The organism is Kitasatospora sp. NPDC058046 (assembly GCF_042885595.1).
In the GTDB taxonomy this organism is placed as follows: Bacteria; Actinomycetota; Actinomycetes; order Streptomycetales; family Streptomycetaceae; genus Kitasatospora.
The window spans coordinates 224,786-243,764 of the sequence record NZ_JBHVRS010000006.1 but is presented as its reverse complement, the minus strand read 5'-3'; the positions used below and the strand labels follow the sequence as shown (position 1 = coordinate 243,764).

General features: G+C 77.7%; 2 protein-coding genes. Both read left to right on the top strand.

The features are described 5' to 3' along the window. Positions 1–72 precede the first annotated feature (72 nt). Complete coding sequence (locus ACFVU7_RS15565) at positions 73–1,440, top strand: serine hydrolase domain-containing protein (RefSeq protein WP_380738281.1); 1,368 nt, start codon at positions 73–75, stop codon at positions 1,438–1,440. Positions 1,441–1,580: 140 nt separating this feature from the next. Then, a complete protein-coding gene (locus ACFVU7_RS15560; RefSeq protein ID WP_388045401.1) occupies positions 1,581–18,977 on the top strand; it encodes a non-ribosomal peptide synthase/polyketide synthase in 17,397 nt (5,798 codons plus the stop codon). Positions 18,978–18,979 lie beyond the last annotated feature (2 nt).

Genomic DNA, 18,979 nt, shown 5'->3' with positions numbered 1-18,979 from the left:
CTCCCAATCCGCGATTCCACCGCGGGCGCCCGGCGCGCCCGCACCCGAGAACCAGTCAACGGGAGTTCCGCCATGCCGTACGCCAGTCCGGCGCCCGCCCGCGAGCGGTCGCCGCTCCTCCTGCGCGGCGAGCTGCAGCACCGGCTCGACACGCTCGCTCGCGCCCACCGGGTGCCCGGCGCCCAACTGGTGCTGGACACCGGCCCGGAGGCCGTCGTCCTGCACACCGGGGTGGCCGACACCGGCACCGGGGCACCGTTCACCGAGGACACCGCCGTTCCGGTCGGATCGCTCACCAAGCCCTACACGGCCGCCCTGGTGATGCTGCTCGCCGACGACGGTGACCTCGACCTCGACGAGCCGGTCGCCGAGCACCTTCCGGAGTTCCGGCAGCTGCCTGAAGTAACGATTCGTCACCTGCTGAGCCACACCGGCGGACTGCCCACCGGACCGGACTCCGACGCCGCCGCCCGCACCACCGCGACCCGCTACCTGTCCGCCGTCTGCACCGCCCCGGACGCGCTGTTCCCGCCCGGGACGGACTTCTCCTACTCCAACGCCGGCTACGTCGCCGCCGGGCGCCTGGTCGAGACGGTGACCGGGATGCCCTGGCACGAGGCGGTGCGCGCCCTGCTGCTCGAACCCTTCGGCACCGGGCCGGTGTTCGTCGACACCGCCGCCCCCGGGCGACCGGTCGCCGCCGGGCACGCGCTCAACGCCGCGACCGGCCTGCCCCGGGCCGTCCGGCAGAACCTGGCCCCGCTGGAGGCCCCGGCCGGCGCCCTGCTGGCCAGCGCCGCGGACCTCGCCGCGCTCGGCGCCGCCCTGGTCGGCCGCGCCAAGGTACTGCCCCCGGACACCGCCGAGCTGATGCGCCGCCCGGAGCCCGGCGCCCGGCCGGGAGCGCTCGCCGACGGCTGGGGCGCCGGCGCGGCGCTCTACCGGCAGGACGGACGGCTGTGGTGCGGCCACGACGGCAACGCCATGGGCACCTCCTGCCACCTGCGGGCCGACCCGGACAGCGGCCTCGTGGTCGCCTTCACCGGCAACGCCGGTGCCGCCACCGCCCTCTGGCGCGAACTCGCGGCCGACCTGGAGGAGTTGGCCGGAGTACGGGTGCCCGCGGGGATCGAACCGGTCGGCGCGGGCGGACCCGTGCTGCTCGCCGCCCCGGCGACCCTGGCCGAGTGCGCGGGCGACTACCGCAACGGCGCCATCCGCTACCGGGTCGAGCCGGCCGGCGCCGGACCGGCCACCCTCTCGGTCGACGGCGACCTCCCGATCCCGCTGCGCTGCTACGCCGACCTCTCCTACGACCTGATCGCCCCCGACACCGGGCGCCCCGAACCCGGCGGGCGCTTCCACCGGGACCCGGCCACCGGCCGGATCGACCGGGTGCAGGTCTCCGGGCGCACCGCCCGCCGGGCCGCCGCCGACTGAGCCGACCGGCCCGGCCGCCGTACGCCCACCCCTGCACCGACACCCCGCACCGACACCCCGCACCGTTCCCCGGGTCCGAGGGCCGGCCACCGCCTGCCCCGCCGCCCTCGTCGTCGCCCCCCTCGGAAGGACCTTCCGCCATGGCCGACCGGCCTGCCCAGCCCGTGCGCCCGACCGCCCCGCCGCAGGCGCCGGCCGGTGGCACCACCGCACCGTCGGCGGCGCCCCGGACCCTGGACGCCCTGTTCGCCGCCCAGGCGGCCCGTACGCCGCACGCGCCCGCGCTGACCGACGGGCGGCGCAGCTGGACCTACCGCGACCTGGCCGAACGCGTCGAGCGGCTGGCCCGCGACCTGCGCCGGCGCGGCGCCGGGCCGGAGCGGACGGTGGCCCTGGTCCTGCCGCGCTCCATGGAGCTGGTCGCCGCCGAGCTGGCCGTCGTCCGGGCGGGCGCCGCCTTCCTGCCCGTCGACCCGGGCTACCCCGCCGAGCGGCGGGCGCTGATGCTCGCCGACGCCGCCCCCGCGCTCGTCCTGGACGACCCGGCCGCCGTCCGCGCGGCCCTGGAGACGGAGCGCCCCGAGGACCGGGACCACACCGACCTCCCGGCCGCCGACGGCACCGACCACCCCGCGTACGTGATCTACACCTCGGGCTCCACCGGGACGCCCAAGGGCGTGGTCGTCACCCACCGGGGGATCGCCGGCTTCACGGCGGCGGCCGTCGAGAACTACGCGGTCGGGCCGGGGGACCGGGTGCTCCAGTTCTCCTCGCCCAGCTTCGACGCCTCCGTCCTGGAACTGTTCGTCTCCGTCCTCACCGGCGCCACCCTGGTGATCCCCCCGGACGGCCCCTGGCTCGGGGAGGAGCTCGCCGCCGTCCTGGACGGGCAGCGCATCACCCACACCCTGATCCCGCCCGCCGCCCTGGCCACCGTCCCGGCCGGCGCGGGCCGCCACCTGCGCACCCTGATCGTCGGGGCCGAGGCCTGCTCCGCCGAACTCGTCGACCGCTGGGCGCCCGGGCGGCGCATGGTCAACTCCTACGGCCCCACCGAGGCCACCATCGTCGCCACCTGGACCGGCCCGCTCACCGCCGGCACCGGCGCGCCCACCATCGGCGGCGCCCTTCCGCACGCCCGGGTGTACGTGCTCGACGAGGCCATGCGGCCCCAGCCGACCGGCACCGACGGCGAGCTGTACCTCGGCGGCGAGGGCGTCGCCCGCGGCTACCTCGGCCGCCCCGGCCTGACCGCCGCCCGCTTCGTCGCCGACCCCTTCGGCCCGCCCGGCGCCCGGCTCTACCGCACCGGCGACCGGGCCCGGTTCACCGCCGACGGGGAGCTGGAGTTCCTCGGCCGGCTCGACCGGCAGGTCAAGGTCCGCGGCTTCCGGATCGAGCCGGGCGAGATCGAGGCCGCGCTGCGCGCCCACCCCGCCGTCGACCAGGCCGTGGTCGTGGTCCGCGAGGACGAACCGGGCCACACCCGGCTGGTCGGCTACGCCACGCCCGCCGACCCGGAACTGCCCCCGGACCCGGCCGCGCTGCGCACCGCCCTGGCCGCCGCGCTGCCCGCCCACCTGGTGCCCGCCGTCGTCGTCGTGCTGCCCGCCTTCCCGCTCACCCCGCAGCTCAAGATCGACCAGCGGGCGCTGCCCGCGCCCGCCCGGCAGGGCGCCGCCGGCGGGCTCGCCCCGCGCACCGAACGGGAGCGCGCCCTGGCCGCCGTCTGGGCCGAGGTCCTCGGCCTCGACGCGGTGGGAGCCGAGGACGACTTCTTCGACCTCGGCGGCGACTCCGTCCTCGCCGCCCGCACCCTGGCCCGGATCACCGAGCGCCTCGGCGTCCGGCTCACCCTGCGGGACATCTTCACCGCCCGCACCGTCGCCGCCCTCGCGCCGCTGCTCGACCGGCCGGCCGCCGCCGCGCCCACCGGGCCCGTCCCGCCCGCCCCGCGCGGGGAGCCGTTGCCGCTCTCCAGCGCCCAGCGCCGGCTCTGGTTCCTGGAGGACCTCGCCACCGGCGGCACCGGCAACCACACCGGCGTCGCCCTGCGGCTGCACGGCGACCTCGACGGGGAGGCCCTCGGCCGGGCCCTGCGGCGGCTCACCGCCCGGCACGACGCGCTGCGCACCACCGTCACCGCCGTCGACGGGCGGCTCGAGCAGCACGTCGCCGAGCGGGCCGACCTGCCGCTGCGCACCGAGGACCTCGGCGCCCTGCCAGCCGGCGAGCGCGCCGAGGCGGCCGACCGCCTGCTCGCCGAGGAGCTGGAGCGGCCCTACGACCTGGCGCGGGGCCCGCTCAGCCGGGCGCTGCTGGTCCGGCTCGCCGCCGACGAGCACCTGCTGCTGCTGGCGCAGCACCACATCGTCACCGACGGCTGGTCGGTCGGCGTCCTCACCCGCGAACTGGCCGCCCTCCTGCGGGCGGAGGCCACCGGCGAACCCGACGGCCTGCCCGCCCCCGCCCTCCAGTACCCCGACTACGCCCACTGGGAGCAGCACCGCCCGGCCGACCACGCGTCCGACCTCGCCTACTGGAAGCGCGCCCTGGCCGGCCTGCCCACCCTGCGGCTGCCCACCGACCGCCCCCGGCCCGCCGAGCGCGCCGGCCGCGGCGCGGCGCACCGCCACCACCTCCCGGCCGAGCTGGTCGACCGGCTGCGCCACCTCGCCGCCGGCCGCGGCACCACCGTGTTCACCCTGTTCGCCGGGGCGTCCGCGCTTCTGCTCTCGCGCCACTCCGGCCAGCGGGACGTGGCCCTCGGCACCGTCGTCAACGGGCGGGAGCGGCGCGAGCTGGAGGAGGTGACCGGCTTCTTCGTCAATACCGTGGTGCTGCGCGGCGACGTGGACGAGCAGGCCACCGTCGACCGCTTCGTGGAGTCCATGCGCACCACCCTGCTGGACGCCTTCGCCCACGCCGAGGTGCCCTTCGACCGGGTGGTCGAGGAACTGGCCCCGCCCCGCGACCCCAGCCGCACCCCGCTGGTCCAGGTCGCCGTCGTCCAGCAGACCCCCGCCGCCCCGGCGCCCGCCGGCGGGCTGCGCTTCACCGACCACCCGCTGCCCCGCCCGGCCGCCCGCTTCGACCTGGTGCTGGAGTTCACCCCCGACGAGGCCGACGGCGGCTGCACGCTGACGGTCGAGTACGACACCGACCTGTTCGACCGGCGGACGGTGACCGCGCTGGCCGGCCACCTGCACCGGCTGCTGGCCGGGATGGCGGACGGGCCGCGGCGCACCCTCGCCGAACTGCCGATGATCCCCGAGGAGGAGCAGCGCGCGCTGCTCGCCTCCCGGAAGCCGCCGCGGGAGCTCCCGGGCACCGACCCGGCCCGGCCGGCCGGGTGGAGCCGGGTCCACGTCCTCGACCGCGCTCGGCGCCCCCAACCCGTCGGGGTGCCCGGCGAGTTGTACCTCGCGGGCTACCTCCCGGAGCAGCCGGACGAGCGGCTCGTCCCCGACCCGTACGGCGCGCCGGGGGAGGCGATGTACGGCACCGGGGATCTGGTGCGGTGGACCGCCGACGGCGGGCTGGAGCACCTCGGCCGGGTCGAGGAGCGGGCGAAGCCCCGCGGCGGGGAGACCGACCCGGCCCCCGCCCCCGCCGCGGCCGCCCCCCGCCACGTCGCCCCCCGGACCCCCGCCGAACGCGCGCTGGCCGGCATCTGGGCCGAGGTGCTGCGGCTGGAGCGGGTCGGCGCCGACGACAACTTCTTCGACCTCGGCGGCGACTCCATCCTCGGCATCCAGGTGGTGGCCCGCTCCCGGCAGGCCGGGCTGGCGGTGACCTCCCGGGACCTCTACCGCCACCAGACCGTCGCCGCGCTCGCCCTGGCCGCGGAGGACGCCGAGGCGCCCGCCGCGCCCGCGCCGGTGGCCGCCACCGGGGAGGCCGTGCTGACCCCGATCCAGCGCTGGTGGTTCGAGCGGGCCGCCGGCCGGGCCGGCCACTTCGCCCAGGCCGTCTCCCTGCTGCTGCCCGGCGACCTCGACCGGGCGGCCCTGGAGGAGGCCCTGAACGACCTGGTCGCCCACCACGACGCGCTGCGCTCCGCCTTCACGACTCCGGACGGCGCCGGCGCGGTGCGCTGGCGGATCCAGGAGCCGACGGCCCGCACCACCCTGGCCCGGCACACCGGCCCCGACCAGGACACCCCGCACTTCGGGCCGTACGACCTGGCCGGCGGCGCCCCGCTGCTGCGCGCCGTCCTGCACGAGCGCGCCGACGGCCGGCCCCCGGTCCTCCACCTGGCCGTCCACCACCTGGTGGTCGACGGGGTCTCCTGGCGGGTCCTGCTGGAGGACCTCGACACCGCGTACCGGGCCCGCCGCGAGGGCCGGGACGGCGCGGCCGCCCTCCCGGCGAAGTCCTCGCCGCTGCGGCAGTGGGCAGAGCGGCTGAGCGCCTTCGCCGCCGCGGGCGGCTTCGAGGACGAGTCCGCGTACTGGGCCGGGGCCGTGCCCGGGCAGTCCGACGACGAGCCCGGGCCGTCCGCCGACGAGCCGTTCCCCGACGAGCCCTTCCCCGCCGAGCTCGACGGCCCCGACAGCTACGCCACCGAACGCTCCGTCACCGTCCGGCTGAGCCCCGCCGACACCGCCGCCCTGCTGCGCACCCTGCCCGACACCTACCGCACCCAGGCCAACGACGTGCTGCTGAGCGCGCTGGGCCGGGCGCTGTGCGGGGCGAGCGGGCTGGAGCGGGTCGTGGTGGACGTCGAGGGCCACGGGCGCGAGGAGCTGTTCGCCGACCTCGACCTCGGCCGTACGGTCGGCTGGTTCACCACCCGCCACCCCGTCGCCCTGGCCGTCCCCGCCGGGGCCGGCTGGGACACCGTCCTCAAGCAGGTCAAGGAGCAGCTGCGCGCCGTCCCCCGGCGCGGCCTCGGCTTCGAGGCGCTGCGCCATCTCGGACGCCCCGGCACCGCGCCCGAGGTGCCGGCCGCCCGGATCAGCTTCAACTACCTGGGCCGCATCGCCCTGCCGGACGACCCGGACGGGCTGTTCCGCGGCACCTTCCGGCCGCTGGAGCTGGACGCCGACCCGGCGGTCGAGCGCCCCCACCCGCTGGAGGTGGTCGGCCGACTGGACGGCGACGCGCTGGAGTTCACCTGGTTCCACTCCGCCGCCGTCCACGGCAGTGCCACCGTCGAGGCGCTGGCCCGGCGCTTCGCCGAGGAGCTGGCCGACCTCGCCCGCCACGCGACCACCCCCGGCGCCGCCGGGCGCACCCCGTCCGACTTCCCGCTGGCCCGGCTCGACCAGCCGGCGGTGGACCTGATCACCGGCGCCGACCCGGGCGCGGTCGAGGACGTCCTGCCGCTCACCCCGACCCAGTCCGGCATGCTCTTCCACGGCCTCGCCGAGGAGGACAGCGGCGCCTACTTCCAGCAGCTGGACTTCGTCCTCGACGGGGTGCCCGACCCGGCCCGCCTCGCCGAGGCCTGGCAGTGGGTCACCGACCGCACCGCGGTGCTGCGCGCCCACGTCCGCTGGCAGGAGGTGCCCGAGCCGCTGCTGGTGGTGCACCGCCGGGTGGCCGTGCCGGTCAGCCACCTGGACTGGCGCGCGCTGCCCGAGGAGGAGCGCCGCACCCGGCTGGCCGAGCTGCTGGACCGCGACCGGGCCCGCGGCCTCGACCTCGCCCGGGCCCCGCTCCAGCGGCTGCTGCTGATCCGCCTCTCGGACAGCCGGGTGCGGGTGCTCTGGTCGTTCCACCACCTGGTGCTGGACGGCTGGAGCCTGTTCCAGGTGCTCTCGGACGTCTTCGCGGTGCACGCCGCCCTGGCCTCGGGACCGGAGGTCCCGTACGGCACCGTGCCGGAGCGCCGGCCCTACCGCGACTACCTGGCCTGGCTGGGCGGGCGCGACCACGCCGAGGCCGAACGGCACTGGCGCACCCGCCTCGCCGGGCTGGTGGAGGCGACGCCGCTGCCGTACGACCGCGAGCCGGTGCAGAGCCACCGCGCGGAGTCCACCCGGGCGGTGCCGTTCACCCTGCCCGCCGCCGCGACCAGGGCGCTGGAGGACCTGGCGCGCGGCTCCGGGCTGACCCTCAACACCCTGGTCCAGGGAGCCTGGGCGGTGCTGCTGGGCCGCCAGGCCGGGCGGGCCGAGGTGGTGTACGGCGCCACCTCCTCCGGGCGCCCGCCCGAGCTGCCCGGCGTCGAGTCGATGACCGGCCTGTTCATCACCACCCTGCCGACCCGCACCACGGTGCCCGCCGAGGGCACCCTGCTGGACTGGCTCCAGGCCCTCCAGCGGGAGCAGAGCGAGGACCGGCGGTACGGCTTCGTCCCGCTCACCCGGATGCGAGCCGGCACCGGACTGCCCGAGCAGACCGGCCTGTTCGACAGCCTGGTGGTCTTCGAGAACTACCCGGTCGACGAGGACGCGGCCGACGCCCACGGCCTGCGGCTGCGCGACCTGGACGGCATCGAGACCACCAACTACCCGCTCGCCCTGCTCGCCTACCCCGGCCCGGAGCTGTCCCTGCGGCTCTGCTACGACCCGCGGCTGTTCGACGAGTCCACCGTGCGGCGGCTGGCCGGCCGGCTCACCGCCGCGCTGACCAGCCTGCCCGCCGGCGCCCACCGCCCGCCCGCGCGGCTGCCGCTGCTGACCGCCGAGGAGCGGCACCGCGTCCTGGTCGACTGGAACGCCACCGCCGCCGAGCAGCCCGCGGCCGACATCGCCGAGCTGTTCGCCGAGCAGGTGCTCCGCACCCCCGGGGCGGTCGCCCTGGAGGCCGGCGAGCAGCGCCTCACCTACCGCGAACTGGACGGCCGGGCCGCCGAGTTGGCCGGGCACCTGGCCGCGCAGGCGGTCCGGGTGGAGCAGCCGGTCGGGGTGCTGATGGAGCGCTCCGTCGAGCTGGTCGTCGCCCAGCTGGCGCTGGTCCGCACCGGCGGGGTCTTCGTGCCGCTGGACGGCCGGGCGCCGCGCGAGCGGCTGCACCGGATGCTGGCCGAGGCGGGCGCCGAGCTGCTGCTCACCGACGCCCGCTGGGCGGACACCGCCGCCGAGCTGCGCCCCGCCGAGCGGGTGCTGCGCGTCGACCGGCCGGACCGCACCGGGGTGCCGGCCGCGCCCCCGGCGGCCGTCCACCCCGACAACGTCCAGTACCTGATGTTCACCTCGGGCTCCACCGGCACCCCCAAGGGCGTCGCGGTGCGCCGCCGGGACGTCGCCGCGCTCGCCCTGGACCGCGCCTTCACCGGCCACGACCGGGTGCTGGTGCACTCCCCGCACGCCTTCGACGCCGCCACCTACGAGCTCTGGGTGCCGCTGCTGCGCGGCGGCACCGCCGTCCTCGCCCCGCCGGAGGACCTGGACGCCGCCGCCGTCCGGCACGCCGTCACCGAACGGGGCGTGACCTGCCTGTGGCTGACGGCCGGGCTGTTCCGGTTGCTCGCCCAGGAGGACCCGGGCTGCCTGCGCGGCGCCCGCGAGGTGTGGACCGGCGGCGAGGCGGTGCCCGGCGCCGCCGTTCGCAAGGTCCTGGCGGCCTGCCCCGGCCTCACCGTGGTCGACGGCTACGGGCCGACCGAGACCACCACCTTCGCCACCCGCCGGGCCTTCCGCGAGGGCGACGAGCTGCCCGCCACGCTGCCGATCGGCCGCCCGCTGGACAACACCCGGGCGTACGTCCTGGACGGCGTGCTCCAGCCCCAACCGCCGGGCATCACCGGTGAGTTGTACATCGCCGGGGCCGGGCTCGCGCGCGGCTACGCGGGCCGCCCCGGCGAGACCGCCGCCCGCTACCTCGCCGACCCCTTCGGCCCGCCCGGCGCCCGGATGTACCGCACCGGCGACACCGTCCGGTGGAGCGCGGACGGCGAACTGCACTTCGTCGGCCGCGCCGACGACCAGATCAAGATCCGCGGCTTCCGGATCGAACCCGCCGAGATCGAGGCCCGGCTCACCGCCCACCCGGCCGTCGCCGAGGCCGTGGTCTCGCTCCACCAGGACGCCGGACGCAAGCGCCTCGCCGCCCACCTGGTGCCCGCCGAGGGCGCCGAGCCGCCCGGCGCCGCCGAGCTGCGCGCCCACCTGGCCGCCGACCTGCCCGACTACATGCTGCCCGCGGCCTTCGTCACGCTGCCCGAACTCCCGCTCACCGCCAACGGCAAGGTGGACCGCCGCCGGCTGCCCGCCCCCGACTGGTCGACGGGCGGCGACCGCCCCCACCGCGCCCCCGGCACCGACCGCGAACGGCTGCTCGCCGCGATCTGGGCCGAGCTGCTCGGGGTCGAACGGGTCGGGCTGGACGACGACTTCTTCCTGCTCGGCGGCGACTCCATCCTGAGCATCCAGGTGGTCTCCCGGGCCCGCGCCGCCGGCCTCGCGCTCTCCCCGCGCGACCTGTTCCGGCACCCCACCGTCGCCGCCCTGGCCGCGGCCGCCGGCAGCGCCGTCACCGTCGCGGGCACCGAACCGGTCGGCGGCGAGGTCGGCCTGACACCGATCCAGCACTGGTTCCTCGACCCGAACCCGCCGTACGCCCACCACTTCGACCAGTCCCTGGTGGTGGAGGCCCCCGGCGCCGTCGACCCCCGGGCCCTGCGCCGCGCCCTGGCCGCCCTGTGGGCCCACCACGACGCGCTGCGCTCCCGCTTCACCCGTGCCGAGGACGGCGCGTGGCGGCAGCACTGCGCCCCCGCCGAGGAGGCCGCGCCCGAGCTGCTGGAGGTCCACGGCCACGGCGCCGAGGAGGCGGTGACCGCGGCCGCCCACGCCTCCTTCCGGCCGGCCGACGGCCCGCTGCTCACCGCCCGGCTGTTCCAGGGCGACGGCGCCCGGCCCGACCGGCTGCTGCTGGCCGTCCACCACCTGGTGGTCGACGGCGTCTCCTGGCGGGTGCTGCTGGAGGACCTGGAGACCGCCTACCGGCAGGCCGTCGAGGGCCGCCCGCTGCGGCTGCCCGCCCGCACCAGCTCCGTCAGGGAGTGGGCCCGCCGCCTGGCCGCGCACACCGAAGCCGGCGGCTTCGACGGGCAGCGCGACCACTGGGCGGCCGCCGCCCGGGCCTGCGCCACCCCGCTGCCGGTGGACGGCGACGGCGGCAACACCGCCGCCGACCTGCGCGAGGTGACCGTCCGGCTGGACCGCGACCGCACCGACGCCCTGCTGCGGCAGGTCCCCGCGGTCTACCGCACCCGGATCGACGACGTGCTGCTCACCGCGCTCGGCCGGGTGCTCGCCGACTGGACCGGGCACGGCACCGTCGCCGTCGGCCTGGAGGGCCACGGCCGCGAGGACCGGCTGTTCGACGGCCTCGACCTGTCCCGCACGGTCGGCTGGTTCACCTCGCTCTTCCCCGTCGCCCTCGACATTCCGGCGGGGGACTGGGGCACCGCCCTGAAGGCCGTCAAGGAGCAGCTGCGGGCGGTGCCCGACCGCGGCCTCGGGTACGGCGCGCTGCGCCACCTCGCCCGGGACGCGGCGCTCGCCGACGCGCCCGCCCCCGGCGTCGCCTTCAACTACCTGGGCCGCTTCGACTGGTCCGCCGACGGCGCCGCCCTGGTCGGCGCCGTCCCCGGCGGCCTCGGCGGCGCGGAGGCGCCCGGCACCGAGCGCCCCCACCTGCTGGACGTGGTCGCCCGGGTCGAGGACGGCGAGCTGGAGATCGGCTGGTACTACAGCACCGGCCGGCACCGCGCCGACACCGTCACCGGCCTCGCCCACGCCATGCTGGGCGCCCTGGAGGAGATCGTCGCCCACTGCGCCGAGCCCGGCGCGGGCGGCCGCACCCCCGCCGACTTCCCGCTCGCCCGGCTCGACCAGGCGGCCGTGGACCGGATCGCCGGGGACGGCCGAGCCGTCGCCGACGTCTACCCGCTGACCCCGATGCAGGCCGGGATGCTCTTCCACAGCCTGCTCGACCCGGACGGCGACACCTACGTCAACCAGGTCCAGCTGGTGCTGGACGGGGTCACCGACCCGCACGCGCTGGCCGAGGCCTGGCAGCGGACCGCCGACGCCAACGCGATCCTGCGCACCCGGCTCAGCTGGCAGGACGGCGCCGAACCGCTCCAGGTCGTCCAGCACCGGGCCGCCGTCCCGGTCGCCCACCACGACTGGACCGGCCGCCCCGCCGAACAGGTCGAGCGGGACACCGCCCGGCTGCTCGCCGAGGACCGGGCGGCGGGCATCGACCTCGGCGGCGCGCCGCTGCTGCGCCTCGCCCTGATCCGGCTGACGCCGACCCGGGTCCGGGTGGTGTGGACCTTCCACCACGTGCTGCTCGACGGCTGGAGCGCCGCCCAGGTCTTCGACGAGGTGTGCGAGCGCTACGCCGCCCTGACCGCCGGACGCCGGCCCGCCCCGGCCGAACGGGCGCCCTACGCCGACTACCTGCGCTGGCTGGCCGGCCAGGACGGGGCGGAGGCCGAGCGGTACTGGCGCGACACCCTGGCCGGCTTCCCCGCCCCCACCGAACTGCCCCGGGACCGCCGCCCGGCCGGCGCCCACCGCGCCTCCTCCTCGGCCTCGGTGCGGGTCGCCCTCGGCGCCGAGCTGTCCGAGCGGCTGCGCGACACCGCCCGGCAGGCCGGGCTGACCGTCAACACCGTGCTCCAGGGCGCCTGGGCGCTGCTGCTCTCCCGCTACGGCGGCGGGGACGACGTGGTGTTCGGCACCATCGTCTCCGGCCGGCCCGCCGAAGTCCCCGGCGTCACCTCGATGGTGGGGCTGTTCATCAACGCCCTGCCCACCCGGGTGCGGATCGACCCCCGGCGCCCGCTGCGGGAGCTGCTGCGGGAGGTCCAGGACCACCAGTCCGAGGCGCGCCGGCACGACGCCGTCTCGCTGGCCCAGCTCCAGGGCTGGAGCGAACTGCCCGGCGGCACCGCCCTGTTCGACAGCCTGGTGGTCTTCGAGAACTACCCCTTCGACGCCCAGTCGCTGACCCGGCACGGCCTCGGCGTGGAGACCGAGCAGGTGCTGGAGCCGACCAGCTACCCGCTCAGCGTGGTGGTCGCGCCCGGCGAGTCCATCGAGGTCGGCCTGGACCACGACCCGGCCCTCTTCGACACCGCCACCGTCGAGGGGCTCGGCGCGGGCCTGCGCACCCTGCTCGCCGGTATGGCGGCCGGCCTCGACCGGCCGGTGGGCGAGCTGCCGCTGCTGGACCCGGCCGAGGGGCGCGCACTGGTGGCACGCCTCGGGGGAGCGTTCACCGAGGCATCGGACGGCACCCTGCCCGAGGCCTTCGCCCGGCAGGCCGCCCGCACCCCCGACGCCCCGGCGGTCCGCTCCGGCGACGAGCAGCTGACCTACCGGGAGCTCGACGAGCGCTCCAACCGGCTGGCCCGGCTGCTGATCGCGGCCGGGGCCGGCCCCGAGCGCTTCGTCGCGCTCGCGCTGCCCCGCACCGTCGAACTCGCTGTGGCACTGCTCGCGGTGCTCAAGAGCGGCGCCGCCTACCTGCCCGTCGACCCTGGCTACCCGGCCGAGCGGATCGCCTACCTCTTCGAGGACGTCCGGCCCGACGCCGTCGTCACCGGCACGGCGACCGCCGACCGGCTGCCCGACGGCCCGTCCACCCGGATCGTGCTGGACGACCCGGCCTGCCGCGAGCGCCTGGCCGCCGCCCGCGCCGACGCCGTCCGCGACGAGGAGCGGCACGGCGCCCTGCGGCCGGAGCACCCCGCGTACGTCATCCACACCTCCGGCTCGACCGGCCGCCCCAAGGGCGTGGTGGTCGCCCACAGCTCGGTGCTCGCCCTGACCGACTGGGCCGCCGCCGAGTTCGCCGACGGCGGCCTGGCCCACGTGCTCGCCGCCACCTCGCTCAACTTCGACGTGTCGGTGTTCGAGATCTTCGCGCCGCTGCTCTCCGGCGGCCGTGTGGAACTCCTGCGCGACCTGCTGGCGCTGGCCGAGCGCCCCGGCCCCTGGCGGGCCGGCCTGCTCAGCGCGGTGCCCTCGGCCCTCGGCGGACTGCTCGCCGACGGCGCCGTGCAGCTCGCGGCGGACACCGTGGTGCTGGCCGGCGAGGCACTGCCCGCCCGCACCGTGCGCCAGGTCCGCGAGGCCGTCCCCGGCTGCCGGGTGCTGAACGTCTACGGCCCCACCGAGGCCACCGTCTACGCCACCGCCCACACCTGCGACCCCGCCGACCCGGACCGCGACCCGCCGATCGGCCGCCCGGTCGGCGGCGCCCGGGCCTACGTCCTGGACGAGCGGCTGCGCCCGGTGCCCGTCGGCGCGCCCGGGGAGCTGTACCTGGCCGGCACCGGCGTGGCCCGCGGCTACCTGCGCCGCCCCGGCCTGACCGCCGCCCGCTTCCTGCCCGACCCGTACGGCCCGCCCGGCGCCCGGATGTACCGCACCGGCGACCGGGTGCGCTGGAGCGCCGACGGCGGCCTCGACTACCTCGGCCGCGCCGACGACCAGGTCAAGGTGCGCGGCTTCCGGATCGAACTCGGCGAGGTCGAGGCCGCGCTGGCCCGCCACCCCCGGGTCTCGGCGGCGGCCGCCCGGGTGGTCGACCAGGACGGCCACAAGCGGCTGGTGGGCTACGCGGTGCCGCGCGACGGCGCCCTGCCCGACCAGGCCGAGTGGCGGGCCTTCCTCGGCGGCACCCTCCCCGGCCACCTGGTGCCCGCCCTGGTGGTGCCGCTGGAGCGGCTGCCGCTCGGCGCCACCGGCAAGCTGGACCGGCGCGCCCTGCCCGAGCCGGTGTGGGCCGCGCCCGCGACGGAGGCCGGCCGGCCCCCGCGCACCGACACCGAGCGCGCCCTCGCCGCCATCTGGCGCGAGGTGCTCGGGGTGCCCGAGGTCAGCGCGGACGACAACTACTTCGCCCTCGGCGGGGACTCCATCCTCGGCATCCAGATCGTCTCGGCGGCCCGCCGGGACGGCCTGGCGCTGACCCCCCGGCACCTGTTCGCCCACCAGACCCTGGCCGAACTCGCCCGCGCCGCCGAGCGCTCACCGCGCCCCGAGCTCGCCGCCGACCAGGGCGCGGTGGTCGGCGAGGCCCCGCTCACCCCCGTCCAGCACTGGCTGCTGGACACCCTGGACGGCGACCCGGCCCGGCTCACCCAGTCCGTCTCCTTCACCCTCGCCCCGGACACCGACGAGGAAAGCCTGCGGGCCGCGCTGGCCGCCGTCCTGGACCACCACGACGCGCTGCGGCTGCGCTACGAGCCGCTCGCCGACGGCCGGTGGCGCCAGCACGGCACCGCCCCCGGCCAGGCACCCGAACTGCGCCCGCACGAGCTGCCCGCCGCCGAGGGGGAGCAGCGCGCGACCGTCCTGCGGGACCTCGGCGAGCGACTGGCCGAGGGCTTCGACCTGGCCGCCGGACCGCTGCTGCGGGCCGCGCTCTGCCGCTTCGCCGACGACCCCCGCCCGGTGCTGCTGCTGGCCGCGCACCACCTGGTGGTGGACGCGGTGTCCTGGCGGATCCTGCTGGAGGACCTGGAGCGCGCCCACAACGCGCTGAGCGCGGGCGAGCGGCCCGACCTCGGCGCCAAGAGCACCTCCTTCCGGGCCTGGGCCGAACGGCTCGCCGCGCACACCGCGGCCGGCGGCTTCGACGCGGAACTCCCCTACTGGCAGGGCCTGGTGGACGACGACCTGCCGGTGGACCTGGACGGCGCCAATACGGCGGAGAGCGAGGAGTCGCTGACCTTCGCCCTGGACGCCGAGTCCACCCGCCGGCTGCTCCAGGACGTCCCGGAGGCCTACCGCACCCGGGTCAACGACGTCCTGCTCTGCGCCCTCGGCCGGGTGCTGGCCCGCTGGACCGGACGCGGCCGGGTGCTGGTCGCCCTGGAGGGCCACGGCCGCGAGGAGCCCTTCGACGGCGTCGACCTCTCCCGCACCGTCGGCTGGTTCACCACGATGTACCCCGTCGCCCTGGACGTGCCCCCGGACGCCGACCCCGGCACCGCCCTGAAGGCCGTCAAGGAGAGCCTGCGCGCCGTCCCCGGCGGCGGCCTCGGCCACGGCGCCCTGCGCCACCTCAAGCCGGAGCCGGGCCTGGCGCTGCCGCGGATCGGCTTCAACTACCTGGGCCGGCAGGACTGGAGCGCCACCCCCGGCGGCCTGCTGCACGCCCCGGCCGGCCCGCTCACCGGCGGCATGGACCGCACCGCCCGCCGCCCCCACCTGCTGGACGTGCTCGGCCTGGTCGCCGAGGGCCGGCTCTCCTTCACCTGGTCCTACTCCCGCGCGGTGCACCACAGCGGAACGGTCGCCCGGCTGGCCGCCGAACTGCTGGACGAGCTGCGGGAGCTCGTCCGCCACTGCGCCGAGCCCGGCGCCGGCGGCCGCACCCCCTCCGACTTCCCGCTGGCCGGCCTCGACCAGGCCGGCGTCGACCGGCTGGCCGGCACCGGACGGGAGGTGACGGAGATCCAGCCGCTCACCCCCACCCAGACCGGCATGGTGGTGCACGGCCTGGACGAGGCCGAACACGGCCTCTACGTCGAGCAGATCACCTTCGTCCTGGACGGCGCCCGTGACCCGGGCCTGCTGGCCGCCGCCTGGCAGCACGTCGTCGACCGCACCCCGGTGCTGCGCGCCTCGGTGGTGCTGCGCGACGTGCCGGTGCCGCTCCAGGTGGTCCACCGGCAGGCGGTGCTGCCGGTCACCGAGCACGACTGGAGCGAGCTGGGCGAGGCCGAGCGCGCCGCCCGGCTGGAGGAACTGCTCGCCGAGCAGCGGGCCCGCCCGCTGGTGCTGGACCGGCCCCCGCTGCTGCGGCTCGACCTGGTCCGGCTCGGCCCGGAGCAGGTCCGGGTGGTCTGGGCCTTCCACCACGTGCTGCTGGACGGCTGGAGCGTCTTCCACGTCCTCGCCGACGTGCTGGCCGCCCACGCCGCCCTGGCCCGGGGCGAGCGCCCCGAGCTGCCCGAGCGCCGCCCCTTCGCCGAGTACGTCCGCTGGCTCGCCACCCGCGACACCGGCACCGCCGTCGAGCACTGGCGCGGCGTGCTCGCCGACCTCGCCGCCCCCACCCCGCTGCCCTACGACCGCCGGCCCGCCCAGGGCGACACCGCCCGCTCCGGCGACTGGCTCTCGCACCGGCTGGACGAGGCCGCGACCGCGCGGCTCCAGGAGTTCGCCCGCCGCCACCGCCTCACCCTCAACACCGTGGTGCAGGGCGCCTGGGCGCTGCTGCTGTCGCGCTGGAGCGGGGAGCGGCGGGTCTGCTTCGGCACCACCGTCTCCGGCCGGCCCGCCGACCTGGCCGGCTCCGACGGCATCGTCGGCCTGTTCATCACCACCCTGCCCGCCCGGGTCGCCGTCGACGGCCGGCAGCCCTGCGCCGACTGGCTGCGCACCCTCCAGGAGGAACAGGCCGAGGACCGCCGCTTCGACCACCTGCCGCTGGCCCGGATGCACGGGCTGAGTCAGGTCCCGCCGGGCACCGAGCTGTTCGACAGCCTGGTGGTCTTCGAGAACTACCCGGTCGGCGACGCCACGGCCGGCGCGTACGGCCTGCTGGTGCGCGACCTGGACGCCCGGGAGGCCACCAACTACCCGCTCACCGTGGTCGTCTCGCCCGGCGAGCGGCTCGCCGTGGAACTCGGCCACGACCCGCGCTTCCTCGACCGGCGGACCGCCGGGCGGCTCGCCGACCAGCTGCTGCACACCCTGAACGCGCTGGCCGCCTCGGACGGCGCCACCCCGCTGGACGGGCTCGACCTGCTGCCGCCCGGCGAACGGGAGCGGCTGCTGCACGGCCCCGCCCGCCCGGCGCTCGCCCCGGTGCCCCCGGCGACCCTGCCCGCCCTGGTCGAGGCCGCCGCGGACCGGTGGCCGGAGGCCGTCGCGCTGAGCGCGGACGGCCTGGAGCTGACCTACGCCGAGGCCGAGGCGCACGCCAACCGCCTCGCCCACCGGCTGATCGCGCGCGGCGCCGGCCCCGGGGAGACCGTCGCCCTGCTGCTGCCCCGCTCGGCGGACACCGTGCTCGCCGAACTGGCGGTGGCGAAGACCGGCGCCGCCTTCCTGCCCGTCGACCCGCACTACCCCGAGGAGCGGATCGGGGCGATGCTGCGCGACGCGGCGCCCGCGCTGACCCTGGACGCCAAGGAGGTCGCCGAGCTGCTCGCCGCCGACCCCGACGGCGCCCCCGGCCACTGCCCCACCGACGCCGACCGCACCCGCCCGCTCGACCCGGACGACCCCGCCTACGTCATCTTCACCTCCGGCTCCACCGGCACCCCGAAGGGCGTCGTGGTCACCCACCGGGGCCTCGCCGCCTTCGCCGCCGCCGAGGCCGCCCACTACCAGGTGGCCCCGGGGGACCGGGTGCTGGCCTTCGCCACCCCCAGCTTCGACGCCTCCGTGCTCGAACTGTGCCTGGCCCTGCCGCACGGCGCCCGGCTGGTGGTGCCCGAGCCCGGACCGCTGCTCGGCGCCCACCTGGCCGGACTGCTCCGGGCGGAGCGGATCACCCACACCCTGCTGCCGCCCGCCGCCCTCGCCACCCTGCCGGCCGACACCCCCGGCATCCTGCCCGCGCTGAAGACCCTGATCGTCGGCGCGGAGGCCTGCGGCCCCGACCTGGTCGCCCGCTGGGCCCCGCACCACCGGATGGTCAACTCCTACGGCCCCACCGAGGCCACCGTCGTCGCCACCTGGTCCGCGCCGCTCACCGCCGACGGCGCCGCCCCGCCGATCGGCCGCCCGCTGCCCGGCACCGGCGCGTACGTCCTGGACGCCCGGCTGCGGCCGGTGCCCGACGGCGTCCCCGGCGAACTGTGGCTGAGCGGCCCTGCCCTGGCCCGCGGCTACCTCGGCCGCCCCGGCCTGACCGCCGCCCGCTTCACCGCCGACCCGTACGGGCCGCCCGGCGGCCGGATGTACCGCACCGGCGACCTGGTGCGCCGCGACCGCCACGGCGAACTGCACTACCTGGGCCGCACCGACCACCAGCTCAAGCTGCGCGGCCACCGGATCGAGGCGGGCGAGGTGGAGGCCGTGCTGGCGCGCCACCCGGCCGTCCTGGACGCGGTGGTGAGCATCCGGGAGGACGAGCCCGGACTGCCCCGGCTGGTCGCCCACCTGCTGGCCGCCCCCGGCGCCGAACCGCCGACCGCCGCCGAACTGCGCGCCCTGGCCGCCCGCGCCCTGCCCGGCCCGATGGTCCCCACGGCCTTCGCGGTGCTGGAGCGCTTCCCGCTCACCGCGAGCGGCAAGACCGACCGCGCGGCCCTGCCCGCCCCCGACCCGGCCGAGGCCGAGCCGGCCGGACGGGTGGCCCCGCGCACCCCCACCGAGGAGGCGGTGGCGGAGATCTGGGCCGAGGCCCTGCACACCGCCGTCGGCGCCACCGACGACTTCTTCCAGCTGGGCGGCGACTCCATGCGCGCCCTGCTGATCGCCTCCCGGGCCAACGACGCCTTCGGCGTCACGCTCACCCCCCGCGACGTGCTGGTCTCCCGCACCGTGGCCGCCCTGGCCGACCTGGTGGAGGACCTGGTGCTCAGCGAACTCGAAGCCGCCGCGCTGGACGGCCCCGACGAACCCGCCGCCCCCGGCAGCCCCGACGATGACGAACGGTGAGG

Coding starts and splice junctions, on each gene's coding strand:
- ACFVU7_RS15565 (WP_380738281.1), top strand. CDS start 73: ATGCCGTACGCCAGTCCGGCGCCCGCCCGCGAGCGGTCGCCGCTCCTC.
- ACFVU7_RS15560 (WP_388045401.1), top strand. CDS start 1,581: ATGGCCGACCGGCCTGCCCAGCCCGTGCGCCCGACCGCCCCGCCGCAG.